We start from the raw sequence: 21,739 nt of genomic DNA on the forward strand, positions 1-21,739 counted from the left end.
AAAGTTAATATTGCAATTTGGTGTGCCTAAAAACCTATTGAAAACAAGCTTAAAGTAGACATAACAATGCTCTCTCGATTTTTTATTTATCACCCTATTTTTGTATCTGTCATTGCCATCACTATTCTTATTTTTGGTTTTTTCTCTATTCGGGCAATGCCAGTTGAACGTTATCCAAACCTTGCTCCCCCAAGCGTTAGAGTGGTTGCTAACTACCGCGGTGCTTCGGCCGAAACAGTTGAAGAAAGCGTAACGCAGATTTTAGAACAACAAATCAAAGGACTGGATAACTTACTTTATTTCACTTCAAATAGTGAATCTTCGGGAACGGGTAGTATTGATATTCACTTTAAAATTGGTACGGATATCGATAAAGCACAATTACAAGTACAAAATCGCATTAATAGCGCATTAAACCGTCTCCCCGAGCAAGTACAACGGCAAGGGGTAAATATTTGGAAAACTACAGGTGATATGCTGTTAATTGTGGGGCTATACGATGAGACAGGTAAAGCCAGCAATATCGATTTATCGGACTATATGGTCAATCACTTTGAACAGCCGCTTTCACAATTGCAAGGAATTGGTGAAGTTGATGTATTTGGTTCAAGTTATGCCATGCGTATTTGGTTAAATCCAAATCAGCTTAGAAATTATCAACTTATGCCGAGTGATATTGAACAGGCACTTGAAGACTATAATACCCAAATTGCTGCGGGTTCCATTGGTGCCATGCCTTCGGCTTCTGACCAGAATATTTATGCCAAAGTCACTGCGGGTTCTCGGCTAAAAACAGTCAACGATTTTAAATCGGTGGTGGTTAAAGCCAATGTAGATGGTAGTCTGGTTTATTTAAAAGATGTGGCGAGAGTCGAGTTAGGTGCCGAAAACTATGAAAGTATTAATACGCTAAATGGCTATCCTTCTGCTGGTTTGGGCATTTCACTCAGTCCCGATGCAAACGCAATAGAAACCTCTGCTTTGATTAAAGCAAAAATCGAACAGCTTAAGCAGCATCTACCCGCTGGATATAAAATTGTTTATCTGCGGGACAATACGCCGTTTATTGAAGAGTCAATTAAACAAGTCATTATTACTTTGCTTGAAGCCGTAGTTTTAGTCGTCATTGTTATGTACCTCTTTTTGCAAAATTGGCGCGCTACACTCATTCCCACCATTACTGTTCCTATTGTGATTTGCGGCACCTTTGTTGTGTTGTATTTGTCTGGAATGAGCATTAACACCCTTACCCTGTTTGCACTAGTTCTAGCAATCGGATTATTGGTCGATGACACGATTGTCGTAGTTGAAAATGTTGAACGGCTTATACATGAACAACAATTAAGTGTTCGTGATGCATGTTCGGCGTCCATGCAGGAAATTACTGGTGCATTGATGGGTATTACCTTGGTACTAACCGCCGTATTTATCCCCATGGCTTTTTTTAGTGGTTCAACGGGGATGATTTACCGCCAGTTTTCAATCACCTTAGCGGCTGCGATGTTGTTATCTTTATTAGTAGCCATGTTTATTACGCCTGCTTTGTGTGCTGTCTTACTAAAAAAACAAACTCAAAAACCTAAATGGGGACAGAAGCTTGAGACTTTGCTTGAAAAAATTAAAGTTGGTTTTAGTTTTTTAGCAAAAAGTTTAATCAAATTTAAAGCACTTTCATGTCTTGCCGTATTGGCTTTATTGGCTGTGTTAATCATTATTTATCGTACTTTACCGACGAGCTTTATTCCAAATGAAGATCAGGGTTTATTAGCTGTTCCTTATAGTTTGCATAACAGTGCATCTATGAGCCAAACACAAGAAGTAGGTAAACTGGTTAATAACTATTTCTTCGAGCATGAAGCCAAAAATATCAATACCGTACTTGTAGTCAATGGACAAAATTTTTCAGGTAGCGGTCCAAACTTAGGTATGGCGTTTATTTCATTAAAACACTGGAATGAACGTAAAGGCGAAGCTAATACTGCAAGTGCTATACGTGAGCGTGCGCAAAGTTATTTGCAAAAAAACTTACCAGCCAAAGTCATGGTAGGTATGCCTGCAAGTGTTTCTGGTTTGGGTCAATCTGATGCCTTAGAACTTTGGCTCAGAGATGTAAATGGTCAAGGACGCGATGAACTCATTAAACAATATAAAGCTTTAGAAAAAGAATCTCACAATTACTCTGCGTTTGAAAATTTAAGTCCGCTTGTAGATGAAAATAAGGCTGAAGTTTTTATTCAAATCGACCAGAATAAAGCCAAGATATTAGGGATTGATCAACAAGCGATTCGTTCAACTTTATCGACTGCTTGGGGTGGAAACTATGTGGGAGATTTTGTTGAAAGAGGCAAAATTAAACGAATTATTATGCAAGGTGATGCTGAATTTCGTTCTAAACCTGAAGATTTAGCTTATTGGCACGTCCGTAATAATACAGGTGGAATGCTTTCTCTTGCGCATTTTGGTCAAAGTGAGTGGACTGGTGGCCCAGAAACACTAACAAGATTTATGGGACTTGCTGCAATACAACTTGAAGCAAATGTTAGTTCTGGCTTTAGCTCAGGTCAGGCAATGCAACAGTTAAGTGATATGGTGGGTAAACAGTCTGGTGTAGATGTCGCATGGAGTGGTCTCTCGTTACAAGAACAGCAATCGAGCCAGCAAGCCTTATTCTTATACATTATCTCTATTTTATTTATTTTCTTATGTTTAGCTGCTTTATATGAAAGCTGGAAAGTGCCTCTTATTATTTTGCTTGGGCTTCCGCTAGGAATTACCGGAACTATTGTATTTGCTCAAATCTTTAACTTACCAAACGATGTATATTTCCAAATTGCGTTACTAACGGGTATTGGTTTGTCTTGTAAAAATGCAATTTTAATTGTCGAGTTCGCAACTAAAGCCATAAAACAAGGTAAAGGCTATGTTACAGCCGCATGTGAGGCTTTAGCTCTGCGCTTACGCCCCATTTTAATGACGTCTTTAGCTTTTGGTGCGGGCGTCATTCCCCTTGTCGTTGCTACAGGTGCTGGTGCCGTGAGTCGCCATGAAATTGGTATGAGTGTATTTGGCAGTGTAGTTATAGGAACCTTACTAGTCCCTGTATTTACGGTCTTTTTCTTTGTTTTTGTACATAGTTTACCGGCTTTGCAATGGTCACTTGGACGGGGTTGGTTTAGACGTGTATCTAAATATAGAAAAGATCATCCATCTTTATAGAACAAAAAAAGCAGATCAATGATCTGCTTTTTTATTATTTAATTTTAAGCGACTAGTTTCTCAATCCATACTTCTAATGTAGGTTGTTCCGCTAAATCTTCAAAGCTCACTTGAGCACCATAAGCCTGCCATTTGCCCACCAAAGTCATTAAACGAACTGAATCAAGCCCAAGCATAAGTAAATCATCATTTAACTGAATGTCTGAAGCTGGAATCTGTAGTTGCTCACTTACCGCTTGAACAATCCCTGCTTGGGTTAATGGCGAGGCTGCTTGTTCTAGTTCCCAAGCACGAGTCACTTGTTGAGTTGTCATGACTTGAGCGCAACGTGTACTTGCATATTTTAATGCCATGTCGTGTTCTTCACGGCTAAAGTCAGCGAGTGCATCACCACATAAAAATGGTTGTATGTTGAGCATAAATGCTTCTGCTGCACTCATGAGACAGCCAATATGGGCATAAACACCACAAATAATGAGCTGATCACGACCTGACTCACGCATAAGTTGTTCAAGCGGTGAAAACTTAAATGCGCTATAACGCCATTTTGTTAAAACGGTATCATTTTTCTGAGGCGAGATTTCCGGCAAAATCTGAGTAATATACGGATCATCTTTTAACCCGGTTCCCCAAAAATCGGTCAATAGTTGGCGATGTTCAGGTGTCTGATTACCAGGTTGTGCGGTATAGACCACTGGAATATTAAACTTACGCGCAGTTTCAATCAGTTCTTTGGTATTTTTAATAAGCTCTGGAATAGGCGCTTGAGTTTGGTCATAAAAATCTAAAAAATACTGCTGCATGTCATGGACCAGTAACACTGCGCGATTGGTATGTAACTGCCAATGGGTTTTATTGGGTGTAAACTCATGGGCTTGAGGCATGTTGTAACTGGCAATTTTGGGAATACTCATCAAATTTTTCCTTTTTATCTTTAAGCAAGAACATTGGTTTTAGTTTCAAGTTGTTGACGTAATCTTTTTTTGTCGATTTTTCCAAAGGCTGTATATGGAAACTGTTCGATAAATTCCACTCGATCGGGAATTTTGTAGGTAGCAAGACCATAGTCTTTAAGATGCTGACGAACTGACATAGCAAGACGAATTGGGCTTGGATCATCGGCTTGTGATTGCCATGCAATAAAGGCACAGCTTTTTTCACCCATAATCTCATCAGGCATAGCAACCAGTGCTGCAAGGCGAATTTGTGGATGAGTTAATAAAGCTTGCTCCACTTCTTCAGTCGCAATTTTTTCACCAGCACGATTGATTTGTTCTTTTGAACGCCCTTCTACAACAATGCAGTCATCTTCACGAATACGAACTAAGTCGCCTGTACGATAAAAACCATCTGGTGTAAAAGAACGAGCGTTGTGCTCCGGTGCTTGGTAATAGCCGCGAATGGTATAAGGACCACGAGTGAGTAAATGCCCTACCTGTCCAGCTTCTACGGGTTGGTCATGATCATCTAGCACCAAAATTTCATCATCTGGCGAGATTTTTAAACCTTGGGTATGAATAATTTGTTCTTTTGACATGCCAAAACGGGTGTAGTTCACAAGTCCTTCAGCCATTCCAAAGACCTGTTGCAAATTAACCTTAAACTCATCAATTAAACGTAAGGCAACAGCATCGGGTAAGCGTGCTCCACCGACTTGTAAACAACGTAGAGTTGATAATATTGGATCTTGATCTTTGGCTGCTTTATCCATCCACGGTCGAACTAAAGCAGGAACTAAACAAGCATCTGTCACACCGTGTTTTTTAATAAGTGGAAATGCAGTTTCCGGACTTGGATCTGTACCTAAAACCACAGCGCCACCAGCATAAAAAATGCCCAAAGAACCAGCCGAGCTCATTGAAAAGTTATGTGCCGCAGGTAAAACCATCAATAAACGTGAAGTCTGATTGAGTTCGCAAATTTTGGCACTCTCACGCACACTGTATAGATAATCATCATGAGTACGTGGAATCAGTTTCGGAACACCTGTACTGCCCCCTGAAAGCTGTAAAAAAGCCACTTGATCTGCCGTAGTTGGCGAAATCGCCTCATCTGAAATATGGGTTTCTTTTAATAGATCCTCAATGGCTATAAATTTGCCGGCATTTCCAAGGACAAATATATGTTGTAAACAAGGAGCAGTTTGCTGAAGCTTTTCGGCTAGCTCTCGGTAATCAAATTTTTGTGCACCAAAATCAGCACAGAAATAAGCTTTTGCTTGAGTTTGTTTAAAAAAACTACTGAGTTCCGCATAGCGATGTGCAGGCAAAGACATGATCGGTAAAGCACCAAGCCGAATCAGTGCGAAAAATAGAACATAGAACTGATAGCGGTTTGGCATTTGTACGACGGCTTTATCGCCCGCACGTAAGCCATATTGATATAAATGGCTTGCACAGCAGTCAACTAAATGATCAAACTCAGCGTAACTAACGGCTTTATCACCATCATAAATTGCAATGTTTTTTGCATACTTTTGAGCACTTTCGCGTAAAAAATCACTCAGATTTTGCCCAATCCAATAACCTTTTTTACGGTAAACCTCAGCAAATTCTTCTGGATATGGTACAGCGCCTACTAAATAATTCTTAATTGTCATTTATTTATTCCTTATCGCAGTAATTGGTCTGGTGAAATGTGTAAGCCATCAAGTACGGTACGAAACTTTGCAGCGGTTTCAGTATGTTCAGCTTGTGGTCTAGAAGCTTCAACAATTCCTGCACCTGCAAATAAACGGGCAATATTTTGATAAATGCGAGCACAGCGCACGGTCACAGACCACTCACCATTGCCTTCGGCATCGGCCCAGCCCATGGTCCCTGCAAATAATTCACGGTTAAATGGTTCAAGTTGCTGAATTAGTTCTTTCGCAATTGGACTAGGCTCCCCACAAATTGCAGGTGTTGGGTGTAAACGTTCAATTAAGTCAAAAACATGTGTATCAGCTTGCTTAAGTTCGCCAGTAATGTGTGATGCCAAGTGCCAAAGGCGTTTGGTACGAATGAGGGATGGTTGCTTAGGTACTTTTAACTGCTTACAGAAAGGTGTGAGCTCATCGGCAATCATTTCGATGACGAGTGCATGCTCATGTTGATCTTTTTGTGAAGCAAGTAATGCTCTGGCGTTATTTTGGTCTAGGGTTGGATCGTCATCCCGAGCCAATGTGCCAGCAACCGGTTTACTCCAGATTCTTGTATTTTGCTTTGCAATTAAAAGTTCGGGGCTTGCACCGACAAACCATCCTTCATTTTGAGGATGCCTCGCGACTGCATAGTTATAGCCTTCGGGATTATGCTTGGCTAAGTTATAAAATAAGTCCGAGACAGGAATATTTTGTTCAAATTCAAGTTGTAAAATACGAGCAAGTACGGCTTTATCAAGTTTTTTTGCTTGCATTTGCTGAACTAAATATTCAACCTGCTGTTGGTAATGTTCACCTAAAGGGAAATAATCCGCCTTTTCTAAAGATAAAGAACCAAAATCAATATCAGACTGTGCATAGAGTACTTTCTGATAGATTTTTGCATTTTGCATCAGCATTAAATTGACATCGGCTGCCGAACAAAATGGTAGTCCACCCATAATCTTGACGTCTTTATAACCGTCATTCATTGCAAGTTCTAATTGAGCTCGTGCTTCATCTAACCAATCTTTTAAAAGGCTATTTTTAGCAACTTGAATATCTCGTAATTTTTTATCACTATTGATGGTGTATTCTGGCGTTGTGAAAATAAAACCTGCGTCATTTCCACAATTTAAAATTTCTTGGGCTAATGCAACGCGGCTTTCAGTAAAATTTTCTCGTTGGATAAAATACGGATGCTGTGCCGACATCTCGCAACTCCTTATACAGTTATTTTGTTGTAATGAATGAATGTTTAAACGCCTAAAGTGGCTCCTCCATCAACCACAATTTCTTGCATGGTAATTTGTGCAGCTTGATCAGAAAGTAAAAAGCTGACCGTATTGGCAATATCTTCAGGCTGGGCTAATTTTCTTAAGGGAATGCCTGTACGGTATTGGCTTAAATCTCCATCGATTACCGCAGGCGGAGGTGAATTATCTGTCCAAAGCTGCTGCTGCATTTGAGTTAGAGTAGAGCCTGGTGAAACAATATTAAGCCTTACTTGGTGAGGTGCGATTTCAAGCGCAAGATTACGGCAGTAATGGCTCAGCGCAGCCTTGCTGGTGGCATACATGCCCAGTTGTATACGTGGCATACGTGAACTGTTCGAACTAATCGTGACAATACTTCCCTGCTTTTTTTCACAAAAGTGCTTGGCAAGTTGTTGACTAATTGCGATGGGTGCCATGACATTTACAGCGAAAAGTGTTTGCCAGTCTTCTGTCTTTGCTTCAAGCATAGAACGCATAATCAATACGCCCGCCGCATTCACTAAACCCGTTACGCTATGTTTGTTTAAAATATCTGTAATGAGCTTCGCTGTTGTTTCTTGATCAGTAATATCTTGCTGAAAGCCATGCCAACGCGATATTTCACTGCTTTCTATCTTTTGTGTGATTTCCCATTGTTCGGGATTTTCTTGTCGGTCGATGCCGATCACTTGATACCCTTGCTGCAATAATTTTTTTGTAATAGCAGCTCCAATACCTCTTGCAGCACCTGTGACTACGATGGTAGAGCTCATGTTTTACTCCAGTTTGACTCGAATAGTAAATTCCGCCACATAATTGCAAATAATTATCATTATTATCAAGTGCGATAAATATCAAACATAAGATTACAATCTAAATCAAGTTATTTATTAACCAAGAATTAGACTTATTTTATTGATTTTTAATAATTTTAATAAAATCTGTCTTTTTTTATTGATTATAATGATAATTGTTTTCATTTACTAATGAGAATCATTTTGTTAATTTGACCGCGCTTTCTTGTCGAGATGGACTCAAAATGAAGCCATTTTCTCATCCCTTACATCCCCTATTTCAACAACTCAATGTTGGGAGTGAGGTCTGGTGGAATACCGTTAAAAAAATAGGTAGTCCGCTAGTTAACCTACAAAAAAATAAAGCGCTCTGTACCTTTGTTTGGCGTGGTCCTGAGCCTAAAGAAAGTATCTTTGTCTATATTGATATTTATTCACAAAGCCCTTCTATCTATCAAAAGTGGAATCGTTTTAGCCATATAGCTGGAACAAATGTGTACTTCTTTGAAATAGAGCTGCCCTTAGCTTGGACTGGTAGTTATGTTGTAGTGACCGCTAGTGAAGAAGCGCCAGAAACAGATTGTGCGGCAACACGACGCTCATGGTGGCAAAAGGAGCTTAAACAAAATGCTCAAATTGACTCATTCAATCAACATCAGTTTTATACGGGACATCTGGCCCGATACATCAATCAAATTCAACTCGAAAACACAAAATCTTTAATAAGCAATTGCCCAATTACAAAGACATTTCAATGGTCAAGTCTCTTATGCCAACAGGACTATTTAGTTGACGTTTTTATTAGTCATCAATCAACTCAAGAAGACTTGCCACTCGTCATATTGCTTGATGGCCAAATCTGGAGCCGAGAGCTTTCAATTATTCCCGAAATTCAGCATTTGACTGATTCAAATAAGATTCGTCCAGCAGTTTATGTTTTTGTTCATAGTTTAAATAGTCAACAACGCCAACAAGATTATGGTTGTCATGATGCGTTTAGTCAGGCGGTGGTTGATGAACTCATTGAAATACTCTTAAAAGAATATTCTTTTATTTCTAAAACAGACATTACGTTATGTGGTCAAAGTTTAGGTGGTTTATGTGCTTTACATAGCGCTTTGCTGTTTCCGACCATTTTTACTTCCCTGATTTTGCAGTCTGGATCTTATTGGTGGTCAGATTTTTCAAACAGTATTTTAGGGCAAAAACATAAAGGTAATCTTTTAGAACTGCTTCAAAACCTATCTCGTCCATTATCAAAAACAACTCAAATTTATATCAGTGCCGGCACGTATGAAACCGATATGCGGGACGATGCACTTCAGCTTTATCAACAATTGCAATCATTCAATCAAGTGAGTTTTCACACTTTTTCAGGCGGACATGATGCCGTGAACTGGCGTACTGACTTGCTTAAGGCATTGCAACAAACTCTTTCACTATAACCATTTGTTTCATCAAGGATAACAATATCATGAGCAACTTACAGGAAAACTATATTAATCCTTTCGATAATGAAAATTTGTCTTTTCAGGTTTTAAAAAATCAACAAGGTGAGTTCAGTTTATGGCCTGCTCAACATCAGGTGCCATCGGGGTGGGATATTCAGTATGGACCTGATACGCGGGCTTCGTGTATTGCATATGTAGAAAAGCACTGGCTTGCAATTAACCCCTTTCAACAAGCGTAAAGGAGTATTGTAATGAATCAAGCATTAAACAATGAATTTACTCCGGACCTTTCTCAACCCGCTCGTTTTGAATTGGTATCTACTCAGCTCGGTATTTTTCTTGCCGATCATTTAAGTTCAATTGAAGATTTATATACCATTGCGCATTGTTTGGAATTACCAAAAACTGTCGATATCCCAACGTTTAAAAAAGCAATTCAGATCGGCTTAAATGAAGCCGACACAGTCATTGCTTCGTATTCATCTGACCCATCTCAACCGTTTATTGAGCTTAATAACCAAGTTCAGTTTCAAATTGAAGAATTTGATTTTTGTCATTTAACGCCTAAAAAAGCTCAGCAACGTTTATGGGACTGGATGCCATCAGATCGTCAATGTGCTAAATCACTTAAAGCGGGTGAATCTCAACTGTTTCGTCAGGTGTTATTTACGACCCATGACAAAGTGTATTGGTATCAACGTTATCACCACATCATGCTTGATGGTTTTAGCATGATTAACCTGACTAAACGTATTGTTGAACTCTATCAGCAATTACAAGAAGAAAAAGACCTTCCAATTTCTCCGTTCATTGGCGTTAATGATGTTATTTCTGAGCGTCAGGCTTATGAAAATAGCCATCAATTTAAAATAGACCAAGCTTTCTGGAAGGCATATTGTGAAGATTTACCTAGTCCAGTTAGTTTAAGTACTCATCATTTAGCGGCAAAAACCACAGCGACATTTATTAAGCATCAACTCCGTTTTTCGACAGGAATTTTAGAGCAAATTCAGGCTTTGGCTGCGCAATCTAAATTAGCTTTGAATGACATGATGATGTCATTGTCATTACATTATATTTACAAAATGACCGATAAAGCTGATTTGGTTAATGGTATTCCATTTATGCGTCGTTTAGGTTCAAAGGCGATTCGCTCAACCTTACCGACGGTAAATGTCTTGCCTGTGAAGTTTAAAGTTGCTGAAAAAGACAGTTGGGTAAGCTTGGCTCAACATGTACAAGAGCAATTACGACAAATTCGTCCGCATCAGAAATACGATGCCGAACAAATTTTAAGAGATTTAAATAGTATCGATATTCATGAACGAATGTACGGCCCTATTTTAAACTATAAAGCTTTTGATCAAGACTTGATGTTAGATGGTGAAAAAGTCAAAACACACCATATTTCTACAGGACCAATTGATGATTTTGAGTTTTCTTTTATTGTTCAAGATCATGAACTCATTATCGAACTACGTGCAGATTCGCAGCGTTATACACAAGATGAACTATTTAACCATGGTCAACGCTTAACTTTATTACTTGAACAAGCTCTAATTCGTCCAGAACAGGCATGTAGCAATTTTAATATTACGACACAACAAGAACTTGCTGCCCTAACTCAAAGTGGTATTGGTCCACGTGTTAACCATCCTGAACAATATAATAATGTTCTAGATATTTTTTATGAGCAAGTGAAAAAATATCCTGAACGTACCGCCATTGTGAGTGGTGAACGTCCAAACCTTCAGCATCTTAGTTTTGCTGAGCTTGCGGTACAAGTAAATCAACTCACTCGTTTTTTACAAGAAAATGGGGCCAAAAAGCAAACTGTCATTGCTGGAGCTATTCCTCGTTCGATTGACTCAGTTGTGGTGATGTTATCTGTACTCAATTCTGGTGCGAGTTTCTTACCTCTCGATTTAGATTATCCAATCGATCGTATGCAAATGATGTGTGAAGATGCAAATCCATTATTTGTATTAACGACACAAGCTCTTGCGCAGCAACTGCCACAAAATATTCAGCAGTTATACCTTGATCATGAAGATGTTCAAACGCAAATTCGAAAGCAAGATGCGAGTGATATTGCTGCCGAAAATCGCAAATTTGATTTCCAAGATGTTGCTTATGTGATTTTCACCTCAGGTAGTACTGGCCGTCCTAAAGGGGTAATGAACACACATGGTTCTTTACTCAACCTCATTTTGTCACATAAACCAACCATTTACTGGCCTGTATTAGAAGCTGTAAATGAGCGTTTCCCTGAGCGTCCGTTACGTGCAGCGCATACACACTCTTTCTCGTTTGACTCATCTTGGTTACAAGTTTTCTGGATGTTATGGGGCCAAGAGCTACATATTTTTGATGAAAACATGCGTCGTGATGCTTTTGGCTTAGTGCAAGAAATTCAACAACGACAAATCGATACACTTGATTTGCCTCCATCTTTTTGTGCGCAAATGATGACAAACGGCTTATTTGCTGAAAATCAGCATCATCCAAGTCTTATTTTGATTGGTGGTGAAGCTGCACCGTTAGCTTTATGGCAACAGCTCAATGCTCAGCCAGCACTTTTTGCTCATAATTTGTATGGCCCAACAGAATATACGGTTGATACTTTCCGAGCAGAATTAAAACAGACAGCTCGCCCTGTCATTGGCAACCCTATTGGTAATACACAGGCCTACGTACTAGATCGCCACTTGCAACGATGCTCAACTGGTGTCATTGGTGAGCTTTATATTTCTGGTTTTGGGATTGCCAATGGTTATTTAGGTCGCGCTGACTTAAGTGCTGCCCGCTTTGTAGCGAATCCATTTGAACATGGACAGCGCATGTACTGTACAGGTGATTTAGTCCGCTGGAATAGCGCGGGTAAACTTGAATTTATGGGACGCTGTGATGATCAGATTAAAATTCGTGGTTATCGAGTTGAGATCGGTGAAGTTGAAAATGCACTTTCGATTTTAGCCAATGTTGAAAGCGCAGTCGTGATTGCAGAACCGATTAATAACAGTCATCGTTTACTCGGTTATTGTGTAGTCAAAGACATTGAACTTGATGAAAAAACCAGTGAGCAATTAAGTCAGCAATATTTAAGTCAGTTACGTCAAAACCTGCCTGAATATATGGTGCCATCTGCCCTGACTGTTATGTCCGAATTTCCACGAAATGTAAGTGGCAAAGTCGATAAAAAGGCACTGCCAAAGCCTCAAATTCGTACCCATAGCCGAATGGCCGAAACGCCTGAACAACAACTTTTATGTCAAATTACTGCATCTGTTCTTAAGCTTGACGCAATTGGAATTGATGACGACTTCTTTATGACAGGTGGCGATAGTATTTCGGCCATTATGCTTTGTACTCAACTACGCCAACGTGGTTACGGCTTAAGACCAAGTGATGTATTCCAATTTAAAACAGTCGCCGCTATCGCACCGCAACTCACCCGTTTAGATGAACAACAAGCGGCCGTTTCAAAACCGTTATTTTCAGCAGACCTAGAGCAAAAAGTTCAAGAAAAATATGGCAAAAACAGCACGATTTTACCTTTGCTTCCTTTGCAAAAAGGCATGCTGTTCTTATCTCAAGTAGAAAATCAATCGAACTATAATGCCTTTACTCGTCTTAGTTTAAATGGAGACATTGATCCGGTACGTTTACAGCAAGCGTTGATTACCGTATTAAAACGTCACCCGCAACTAGGTGGGCATTTTGATAGTGAATTAGCTGAAGAACCTGTTTTTATCTATTCACTACATCCTACTCAAGCTTGGCCAGTTCAGTTTTGTTCGGTCACTCCCGATTTGCTTGAGCAAACCATTCAAGAAGCATTGCAGCAACCGATTCATCTCGACCAACCTTATGGTCTGATTCGGGCAACCTTAATTCAACATGCTCCAGAACATTCAGAATTATTGATTATGGTGCATCATCTGTTAACTGATGGTTGGTCAACTCCGCTGTTTTTACAAGACTTTATCAAGGCTTATCAGCAGACTAACCAACAACTGCCAGTGCTTGAATATAGTTATGAAACAGTGATTAAAGCTTTATCTGGACGTGACCATGAAACATCAAAAGTAATATGGCAACGTGATTTAACTGATTTGCAGCCACTTATTTTATTTAATCAAGCACAGCAAGCTGTACAGGAAACTTCATATCGTTTAAGTGCTGAGTTGGGTGCAAAACTTCAACACAAATTACGCCAGCAAGGCATCACGCTCAATGTCTTCATGCAAATGATTTGGGCAATGACTTTAAATATTTATGCTCATCGTGAAGATATTGTATTTGGTACCCCTGTCTCAGGGCGTTCAGCGCCTATCAATGGTTTAGAGCAGCAGATTGGATTGTTTTTAAATACGATTCCGGTGCGTATAAAGCTCAACATGCAGCAAACACTTTGGGAACAATTGACTCAGTTACAGCAATTGCATGTTGAACATTTAGAACATGATGGTTTAGGACTCGGCGCAATTCAGCAATTAGTGGGGCAAGGCAATTTTTTCGATAGTTTGTTAGTCGTAGAAAACTATCCTGATAACCAGTATTTAAAGCAAAAACTTGGGGATGCTTCGATTTCAAAACTCACAAATCGTGGTTATAGCCATTACCCGCTTGCTTTGTTAGTTATCCCTGATCATCAAATTGAGCTATTACTTGAACAGCGTGGTGTAATTGATCAACCAGAGCATTTCCTCGAACGAATGGTTCAGTTGATTGAAATTGCATTAAATGAACCAGAGACGTCTCTAAATCATTATCGCTTGCAGCTGGCTGAAGAGCACGATTTAATCCAGAAAGCAAATCAAACCCAATACTATGTTCGCCAGAGCACGTTACAGCAATTACTCAGAGAACAAGCTCGAATTACGCCTGAACAAACGGCGTTATCTGATGAAAATCATCAGCTCAGTTTCAGTGAAGTGAGTTTGCAAGTTTGTGCGTTAGCGCAGCAATTACAAAGTGCAGGTGTACAGGCTGGTGATATTGTTGCGGTTGCCCTACCAAGATCAGTCAAATTGAGTATCGCTATTTTAGCGGTGATTGAAGCAGGTGCAGCTTATTTACCTATTGATTTACAACATCCGTCTGAACGCATCAAATTTATGTTGCAGGATGCCAAATCTAAACTTGTGATTGGTGAACAAAAAGACCTAGCTGCTATTGCCCATCCATCAATAGCCACCTTTACTTTTAATGAATTGTTTGATGAAACAAAGGTTGATTTAAGCAGCTATAAAACGACAGTGATTACGCCACAGCATCCGGCATATTTAATCTATACATCGGGTACAACAGGCCAGCCAAAAGGTGTTATGGTTTCTCACCAAGCCATTGTGAACCGTATTTTATGGATGCAATCAGAGTATCCACTGTCAGCCAACGATACGATTTTGCAAAAAACGCCATGCACTTTTGATGTTTCGGTATGGGAGTTTTTCTGGTCTTATTTAGTAGGCGCACGATTGGTTATGGCACCTGTAGATGCACACCGTGACCCATTGGCATTGTTAAGTTTTATTCAAAAATACCAAGTAACAACATTACATTTTGTACCGTCAATGTTGGCTGTTTTTGAAAATGCTGCTACCGAAATTTTGTCATCTGCTCAGCGTCAAAGTTTACCAATCCGCCGAGTGTTCTGTAGTGGTGAGGCATTACCAACGGCTTTAGCAAAATCATTTACCGAGCACTTTAGCTGTGAGTTGCATAACTTATATGGCCCAACAGAAGCTGCGGTAGATGTGAGTTATATGGATGCAACACTGGGATTACACCCAGAAGAAAGTAGCGTTGCAATTGGCTATCCAGTCTGGAATACCCAGCTTTATATTTTAGATCAATACTTACGCCCTGTTCCTGTTGGAGTAGATGGTGAGCTTTATTTGGCAGGCCACCAACTGGCTATGGGTTATTTACATCGAGCGGACTTAACAGCAACACGTTTTGTGGCAAACCCATTTGCAGCAGGTCAACGCATGTACCGCACTGGTGATATTGCCCGTTGGCATGCAGACGGCAGTATTCAATATGTGGGTCGTGCTGACGACCAGCTAAAAATACGTGGACAACGTATTGAACTGGGTGAAATTGAACAGCAATTATGCTTAATCAGCAGCCTTGATGTAGTTGTACATCCTATTTCTTCTGAAAAAAATAAAGCTGATGTTCAGTTGGTTGCTTACTTGCAAACAACAGCACCTGTGGATATTGAGAAGTTAAAGAAACAATTAGCGAAACAGCTTCCAGCTTATATGGTGCCTACACACTATGTGCTAGTTGAGAAATTCCCATTAAGTCATAATGGGAAGCTAGATCGTAAAGCACTGCCGCAACCAAAAATTAATCCTACAAATACAGAAAAACAGTATGCCACCACTGCTTTTGAACACGAACTGACACGTATTTTCCAGCAAGTTTTAAATACAGATCAGAATATTGGTGTTAACGAAGATTTCTTTGCGATTGGTGGACATTCCATTTTGGTGATGAAGCTTGCAATTGAGATCCGAAAAGTATTTAAGCGGACCATTCCAATTGGCCAGTTGATGAGTCATGTCACGATTCAACGTTTAGCAGCTTTACTGCTTACACAAGAACGTTTGGCTGAAGTTGAACAAACTGGCATGCAACCTATTTTACCCATCCGTTCTGGCTCTGGGCATCCATTGTTCTGTTTCTACCCGGGTTCTGGTTCGGCATGGCAATATACTGTTCTGAATCGTTATTTGCATTCTGATTTGCCTATTATCGGTTTGCAGTCTCCTCGACCAGATGGCTTATTGGCAAATAGTACAGATATGGATGAGCTGGTTGAAAAACAACTTGAGATTATTCGCAAGCAACAACCAACAGGCCCATATACTTTATTAGGTTATTCACTTGGCGGTACGGTGGCTTATGCGGTTGCAGCGAAGTTAATTGAACAAGGTGAAAAAGTTGATTATCTCGGCTTATTAGACACTTACCCTGCTGAAATTCATCAGTGGTTAGATTTGTCAGTAGAGGAAATGAATGCTGAAGCTGAACAAGAGCAGCTTCAATTCTTTAATGATATTTTAGCCGATGCAGATACGGCATTAAGTGAAGAAACACGGCGTTTACAAGAGGATATTTTTGCGAACTACCGCGATGCCGTCCGTTTATTAAAACCTTATAAAATGCCGCAGTTTAATGGTGAACTACACTTAGTTGTTGCTGAAAAAGACTTGCTGCCGTATATCCAACCAGAACAACAATGGTCACCTTTAGTTAAAAAACTTAATATTGTTCGACTAAGCGAAGCGGACCATACCGATATATTGTCACCGAAGCAGCTTGAAACACTTGGTCCGATTTTAAACCGCATGATTTGTCAGGCACGCGGTTTAGAGGAGCACACGCCATGAGCTTCAAATCTATATTGACCGACTTTAGTCTTTTAAAACGTAATGCTCATTTCCGACATGTATTTATTGCCCGCACATTGTCATTGTTAACGATTGGCATGTTGGTCGTAGCTATTCCAAAACAGGTCTATGACATTACGGGTAACTCGCTTAACGTTGCTGTCGCAATGGCTTTTGAAGGCATTGCCATGTTTATTGGCTTATTACTTGGTGGTTTGCTGTCAGATCGCAAAGACCGAAAATGGCTAATTTTATTGGCACGTGGTGTCTGTGGTTTAGGCTTTGCTGGCCTTGCCATCAACGCCATGTTTGAGCACCCTTCGCTCTATGCGATTTATTTTTTATCGGCATGGGATGGTTTCTTTGGTGCACTCGGTGTAACCGCAATGATGGCGATCATGCCCGTGATTGTAGGGCGCGAAAATATTGTACAAGCCCGTGCGATTAGTATGGTATCCGTACGTCTTGCAACCGTTATTTCACCAGCAATCGGCGGTATTTTAATTGCTGCTAGCGGTGTTGCGACCGTGTATTGGGTCTCAACGGTGGGTACTTTACTTACTGTGTTTTTATTGATGGGGCTGCCTGCGCTTAAACCACAACATGCATCAAATGGCGAAAGTCCTCTTCGCCAATTAGCTCAAGGGTTTAAATTTGTTTTTAAAAATAAAGTAATCGGTAGCACGATTTTAATTGGAACATTGCTGAGTTTTAGCAGTGCTATTCGTATTATTTTTCCACAAATGGCAGATGAAATTTTTCACGGCGGCGCATTTGAACTCGGACTTATGTATTCGGCCGTTCCGTTAGGCTCAACTTTAGGTGCCTTACTAAGTGGATGGACAACAAGGTTACTCAAACCCGGCTTAGTCATGCTCTATACGTGCTTAGGTGTTTTTAGTTGCATGATTATGATTGGACTTTCACCGTGGCTCATAGTGACTTTACCAATTTTATGTGTGTTTGGATATTTGATGTCGATTGCCAACTTGCTTCAATACAGCATTGTGCAAGGACATACACCTGATGAATATTTAGGGCGTATTAATTCAATCTGGCTTGCACAAGATGCGTTAGGCGACTCGATTGCCACTACAACTTTGGGTCTCTTAACACGTTTTTTACCAATATCAGGAAGTATCCTCTTCTTTGGCATATTAAGCTTTGCAGTCGGTTTTATGTTCTTATTCAACTCTCAAGATATGCGTGAAACAGGCTTCCAAGATCCTAAGTTACAAGAAAATTAATCTCTAAATAAAAAAGAAGGCAATTGGTTGCCTTCTTTTGCTTTAAGCAAAATTTCGTGCCTGAGAAACCCAAGTCATAATATGGTCTTGTTCTACAGCCCAGCCACCTTGATATTGTTCCAAGAGTTGATAACGTTGCTGAATTTCCGGCAAAAAAGTTAGCGTTAATTTTTGATTTTCAAAATTAATATCAACGATAGATGCTTCTAAGAAATCAATATATTGCTTTGCAGTGGGATAAACCGCTTTATATAGACTTTCTTTTACAGAGAAAATTAAGCTCACGTAGCGGGCAAAATCAAAAAACTCTGCCGCTTTACCTTTCCATAAATCAAACTCAGATGGCGTTAAAATAAGATGTGCACTCTCTTGAGCAAATTCTGAGGTCACCCAATGCTCGATATCAATTCCCAAATAAAGCGCGCTATTAGATAGCCCAACAATTAACTTATTTTGTGAATGACTAATGCTCCCCAAAACATGAGATGGCCAGATGGGTAAATGTTCATGCATAGAAGTTATTGGCTGATCTAAACCGAAATGATCATTTAAAACAGCCTGAGCTAAGACCCTGCCACATAAGTACTCATTTTTACGTTCGACACGCGCTTGAGCAATTTTTAGTGGATGCTCTAATTGTTGGTCTATATGCAAATGCATTGTTTGCGATAAATATAGCCCATAACAAAATAGCTCTGATGTAAAAAAAATAGGGTTCGAAATTTCATAAATTGATTTACTGATTTGTTCAGGAATGTATAGATAATGACTCACTGTATTCGACTTCAAAATAAATATTTTTAATGAGTTACCTCCTATCTTAACTTACTTACTGTAACTCTATAAATAATTATATTTATCATTTGATAATAATTATTATTTACTTATACTATTGGGTAAATTTTGACTTTAATTTACTTATAAACATCGATTATGAAACTTATAGGACTTTTTTTGACCCTGTTGGGAGCGGTCAGTATCTATTGTAGTCATAGCAACCAAAATCTGTTGTCTCAACATCTTCCTACTTTCTTTAAGTATTTGGGTCTAGTGCTATTAGGCATTGGATTGATTGCGCTCTTTGCAAACTTACCGAAAGTGGTTGCCACTTTTTGCTGGTTCATGCTCATCATTTTTGCATGGTCTTTCCTCCCTTTTATGGCGCTTTTTAAACGGAAACTGATTTCATGAAAGCTAAAATTCAGTCTCCTATCCAGCCAGACTGGTGGAGTAAAACTTTTGCTGGTGGTGTTTTTGGTCTAAGTCTTTCTATCGCGATTGGGAATTTAATTGTTTTATTAGGCCAGCCTTATGTTGCCATGGATTTATTGGTGCAAGTGGGTATGTGGAGTGTTCCTTGGTTTTGGATGCCTATTATGTTTGGCAGTTATTTTTTCACGACCGGACGAAAAGCGATTATCTATTTATTCATTGCCAATGCCCTAGCGTATAGCTGTATTTTTGTCTTACGGGGTTAAACATGAAAGTACGTTCAGACATCATGAAATTAGCAAAAAGCATGCATACTTGGGTGGGTGTATGTGCTGGGATTTTGCTTTTTATCTGTTTCTTTGCTGGTGGGCTCAGCATGTTTCAGCACCATATTAGTAAATGGGCTACGCCAACACAGCAAGTTTTACCGAAAGTCTCACCCGATCAATATAATGAGCTTATTCAAAAAGTACAGACTACCTATCCTGCTGCGCAAAAGAACTTCACACTAAATTTATCGTCCAATGAATTTCACTATGCACCTATTACGTGGAGTGAACATGAACGTGGAGATGGCTTTAATGCGGCTCAGTCTACGTGGATGGCAAGCTTAGATAACAATGGCGAGTTAATTGTTGCTCAAGAAAACTTATCTAAAGCTGGCTGGCTAATTGAACAGTTGCATGAAACAGCAGGCATACCGGGCATGGCCGGCCATCACGGATTAGGTCTCTATGTGATGGGTGTGGTTTCTATCTTATATTTTCTTGCCCTGCTTTCAGGCGTCATTATTCTTTTACCAACCTTGGTAAAGGATTACTTTGTTATTCGCCTTGGTAAAAACAAAAAGCGCTTTTGGTTAGATGCGCATAATGTGATTGGAATTACCAGCTTACCGTTCCACATCATTATTAGTATTAGCGTTATTGTCTTTGCTTTTCATGACTTTTTTTATGATGCGATTGGACAACTTGCACTCAAAGGCCAGCCTGTTTTTCAGCGTTCTCCCCCAGCGCTGATTCAGCCTAAACAAACACAGATTAATGTGCAGCAAATATTAGCTCAAGCTAAAAAAGTAGCGCCTGAATATTCAGTTGACTATATCCAATTTAGTGGTCTAGATAAACCTGAAAAAGCCAATGCACGTATTGCCCTCTATAGCTCAGATCAGATGTTGCGCGGTGCAAATCATGACTTTATGCGTATGAACCCATATGCAGTTGAGCACTTTAATCATAAAGGCATTAACACACAAACTGATGCTGGAAATAAGTTAATCAACGCCATGTTTAGTCTACATTTTGGAAGTTTTGGCGGTACGGGCGTACGCTGGATTTATTTTGTTTTAGGTGTTGGTGGCGCTTTCTTGTTTTATACAGGTAACATCCTTTGGGTTGAAACCCGTGCACGTAAACAAAAGCGTGCTGAAGATCCAGTTCCTGTTCAACGTAAAGATGTAGTGTTCCTTGCGAACTTAACGATAGGTGCATGTTTAGGATGTGTTTTAGCTGTCGTAGGTACAATGTTGGCCAGTCGTTGGCTTTTCGCTACACTCAATATTGAAAGCATGAATCACCTCTTTATGTATGGTTATTATGCGATTTTCCTACTGACTTTGATTTACACCTTTGTGATTGGCTACGCAAAAGCTTTACCACAATTGTTGTTAACCTTGGTTTTGGTGTTATTTGCGATTCCGCTTACATCCCTTTTAGCCTACTTCATTCCTCAAAGTGGCTTATGGGTACATGGTGGAGAAATCTTAGTGGTTGATTTCTTAGCTATCATTTTTGCTTTTGCTTTCTGGCGTTTTTATCAACAAGCTCAAGATCGTCGAAAATCTGCTCCAACGGGCAGTTTATGGGCTAGCTAACAACCATAAATCAACATGGCTGAAACAATGTGTGAAATATGAAAAATTATAAAATCCACATTGTTTCAGTCAGTTGTTTAATTTCTTGAATATCATGACTCACATAAATCATCGGAATTTTTATTTCCTCTTTTACTTTCTGAAAAAAAGGAATAATTTCAGCTTTATGATTCGCATCTAGTGCTGATAATGGCTCATCAAGTAATAACAGCTTAGGTGAATATAACAATGCTCTGCCCAGTGCCACGCGCTGTTTTTCACCACCTGAAAGTTTGATAGGCATACGTTGTAATAAGTGCCCTAACTTTAATAACTCAATAATATAATCTGCTTCAAAGTGACGTTCTTGTTGGGACAGGTGCTTAAGACCAAATAATAAGTTTTGCTTTACCGTTTTATGCGGAAAAAGCTGAGCATCTTGAAAAACCAGTCCAACGTGCCGCTTTTGTGTGCTTAAGTTAATTTTTTGATCTGAATCAAACCATGTTTGATCCTGTATCTTAATGAGTCCACTATGCGGTGTGTTCAACCCTGCAATGGCATGTAAAATCGATGTTTTACCTGACCCAGAGGGACCAAATAATCCAATAACAGCAGCATCTGACTGGAAACTAGGTTCAATATGAAATTGACCCATTTGTAGCTCAAAATGGCAATCAATCATCAT

The 21,739-nt window shown here is 39.6% G+C and carries 13 protein-coding genes and 1 pseudogene; 7 read left to right on the top strand and 7 right to left on the bottom strand.

The window, feature by feature from the left end:
• The first annotated feature begins 66 nt into the window (after nt 1-66).
• Nucleotides 67-3,216: a multidrug efflux RND transporter permease subunit gene (locus tag ACH8JV_RS12890; protein WP_396521629.1), complete on the top strand. Its 3,150-nt coding sequence runs from the start codon at nt 67-69 to the stop codon at nt 3,214-3,216.
• A 44-nt stretch (nt 3,217-3,260) separates the two neighbouring features.
• On the opposite strand, the gene ACH8JV_RS12895 is transcribed toward ACH8JV_RS12890, so the two are convergent.
• The 5 genes and pseudogenes from ACH8JV_RS12895 to ACH8JV_RS12915 form a co-directional block, all read right to left on the bottom strand.
• Nucleotides 3,261-3,461, bottom strand: coding sequence for a phosphopantetheine-binding protein (locus ACH8JV_RS12895; RefSeq protein WP_373368118.1), 201 nt, complete (start codon nt 3,459-3,461; stop codon nt 3,261-3,263).
• An 18-nt stretch (nt 3,462-3,479) separates the two neighbouring features.
• Nucleotides 3,480-4,130 (bottom strand): annotated as a pseudogene (locus tag ACH8JV_RS12900) (isochorismatase family protein); the annotation flags it as partial.
• A 20-nt stretch (nt 4,131-4,150) separates the two neighbouring features.
• On the bottom strand, nt 4,151-5,815 hold the full coding sequence (locus ACH8JV_RS12905) for a (2,3-dihydroxybenzoyl)adenylate synthase (RefSeq protein ID WP_396521631.1): 1,665 nt from the start codon (nt 5,813-5,815) through the stop codon (nt 4,151-4,153).
• An 11-nt stretch (nt 5,816-5,826) separates the two neighbouring features.
• Complete coding sequence (locus tag ACH8JV_RS12910) at nt 5,827-7,050, bottom strand: isochorismate synthase MenF (protein WP_396521633.1); 1,224 nt, start codon at nt 7,048-7,050, stop codon at nt 5,827-5,829.
• A 44-nt stretch (nt 7,051-7,094) separates the two neighbouring features.
• Nucleotides 7,095-7,865 (bottom strand): SDR family oxidoreductase, encoded by a 771-nt coding sequence (locus ACH8JV_RS12915; RefSeq protein ID WP_174764941.1) that lies wholly within the window; start codon nt 7,863-7,865, stop codon nt 7,095-7,097.
• Between the two features lie 266 nt (nt 7,866-8,131).
• Between ACH8JV_RS12915 and fes the strand changes: the two genes are divergently transcribed.
• Genes fes through entS form a run of 4 tightly spaced genes read left to right on the top strand, consistent with a single transcriptional unit; the run spans nt 8,132 to nt 17,987 of the window.
• Nucleotides 8,132-9,331 (top strand): enterochelin esterase, encoded by a 1,200-nt coding sequence (gene fes, locus ACH8JV_RS12920; protein WP_396521635.1) that lies wholly within the window; start codon nt 8,132-8,134, stop codon nt 9,329-9,331.
• Nucleotides 9,332-9,360: 29 nt separating this feature from the next.
• Nucleotides 9,361-9,576 (top strand): MbtH family protein, encoded by a 216-nt coding sequence (locus ACH8JV_RS12925; protein ID WP_396521637.1) that lies wholly within the window; start codon nt 9,361-9,363, stop codon nt 9,574-9,576.
• 12 nt (nt 9,577-9,588) lie between these two features.
• The gene (locus ACH8JV_RS12930; RefSeq protein WP_396521639.1) at nt 9,589-16,740 is read left to right on the top strand and encodes an amino acid adenylation domain-containing protein; all 7,152 of its coding nucleotides are present in this window, start codon (nt 9,589-9,591) and stop codon (nt 16,738-16,740) included.
• On the top strand, nt 16,737-17,987 hold the full coding sequence (gene entS / locus ACH8JV_RS12935; RefSeq protein WP_396521641.1) for an enterobactin transporter EntS: 1,251 nt from the start codon (nt 16,737-16,739) through the stop codon (nt 17,985-17,987). Before ACH8JV_RS12930 ends, entS begins: the two co-directional genes overlap by 4 nt.
• 42 nt (nt 17,988-18,029) lie before the next feature.
• Here the strand turns inward: entS and ACH8JV_RS12940 are convergent, their stop codons facing one another.
• A complete protein-coding gene (locus tag ACH8JV_RS12940) occupies nt 18,030-18,761 on the bottom strand; it encodes a 4'-phosphopantetheinyl transferase (RefSeq protein ID WP_396521643.1) in 732 nt (243 codons plus the stop codon).
• A gap of 413 nt (nt 18,762-19,174) precedes the next feature.
• Here ACH8JV_RS12940 and ACH8JV_RS12945 point away from each other — a divergent pair, with 413 nt between their 5' ends.
• Entirely contained in the window at nt 19,175-19,465 is a 291-nt protein-coding gene (locus tag ACH8JV_RS12945) for a hypothetical protein (protein ID WP_396521645.1), read from the top strand.
• Between the two features lie 2 nt (nt 19,466-19,467).
• Nucleotides 19,468-21,072, top strand: a complete 1,605-nt coding sequence (locus ACH8JV_RS12950) for a PepSY-associated TM helix domain-containing protein (RefSeq protein ID WP_396521647.1) — start codon at nt 19,468-19,470, stop codon at nt 21,070-21,072.
• 46 nt (nt 21,073-21,118) lie between these two features.
• Here the strand turns inward: ACH8JV_RS12950 and ACH8JV_RS12955 are convergent, their stop codons facing one another.
• Nucleotides 21,119-21,739: an ATP-binding cassette domain-containing protein gene (locus ACH8JV_RS12955; protein ID WP_396521649.1), complete on the bottom strand. Its 621-nt coding sequence runs from the start codon at nt 21,737-21,739 to the stop codon at nt 21,119-21,121.

Source organism: Acinetobacter sp. ABJ_C5_2, assembly GCF_044538485.1.
Taxonomy (GTDB): Bacteria; Pseudomonadota; Gammaproteobacteria; order Pseudomonadales; family Moraxellaceae; genus Acinetobacter; species Acinetobacter nosocomialis_A.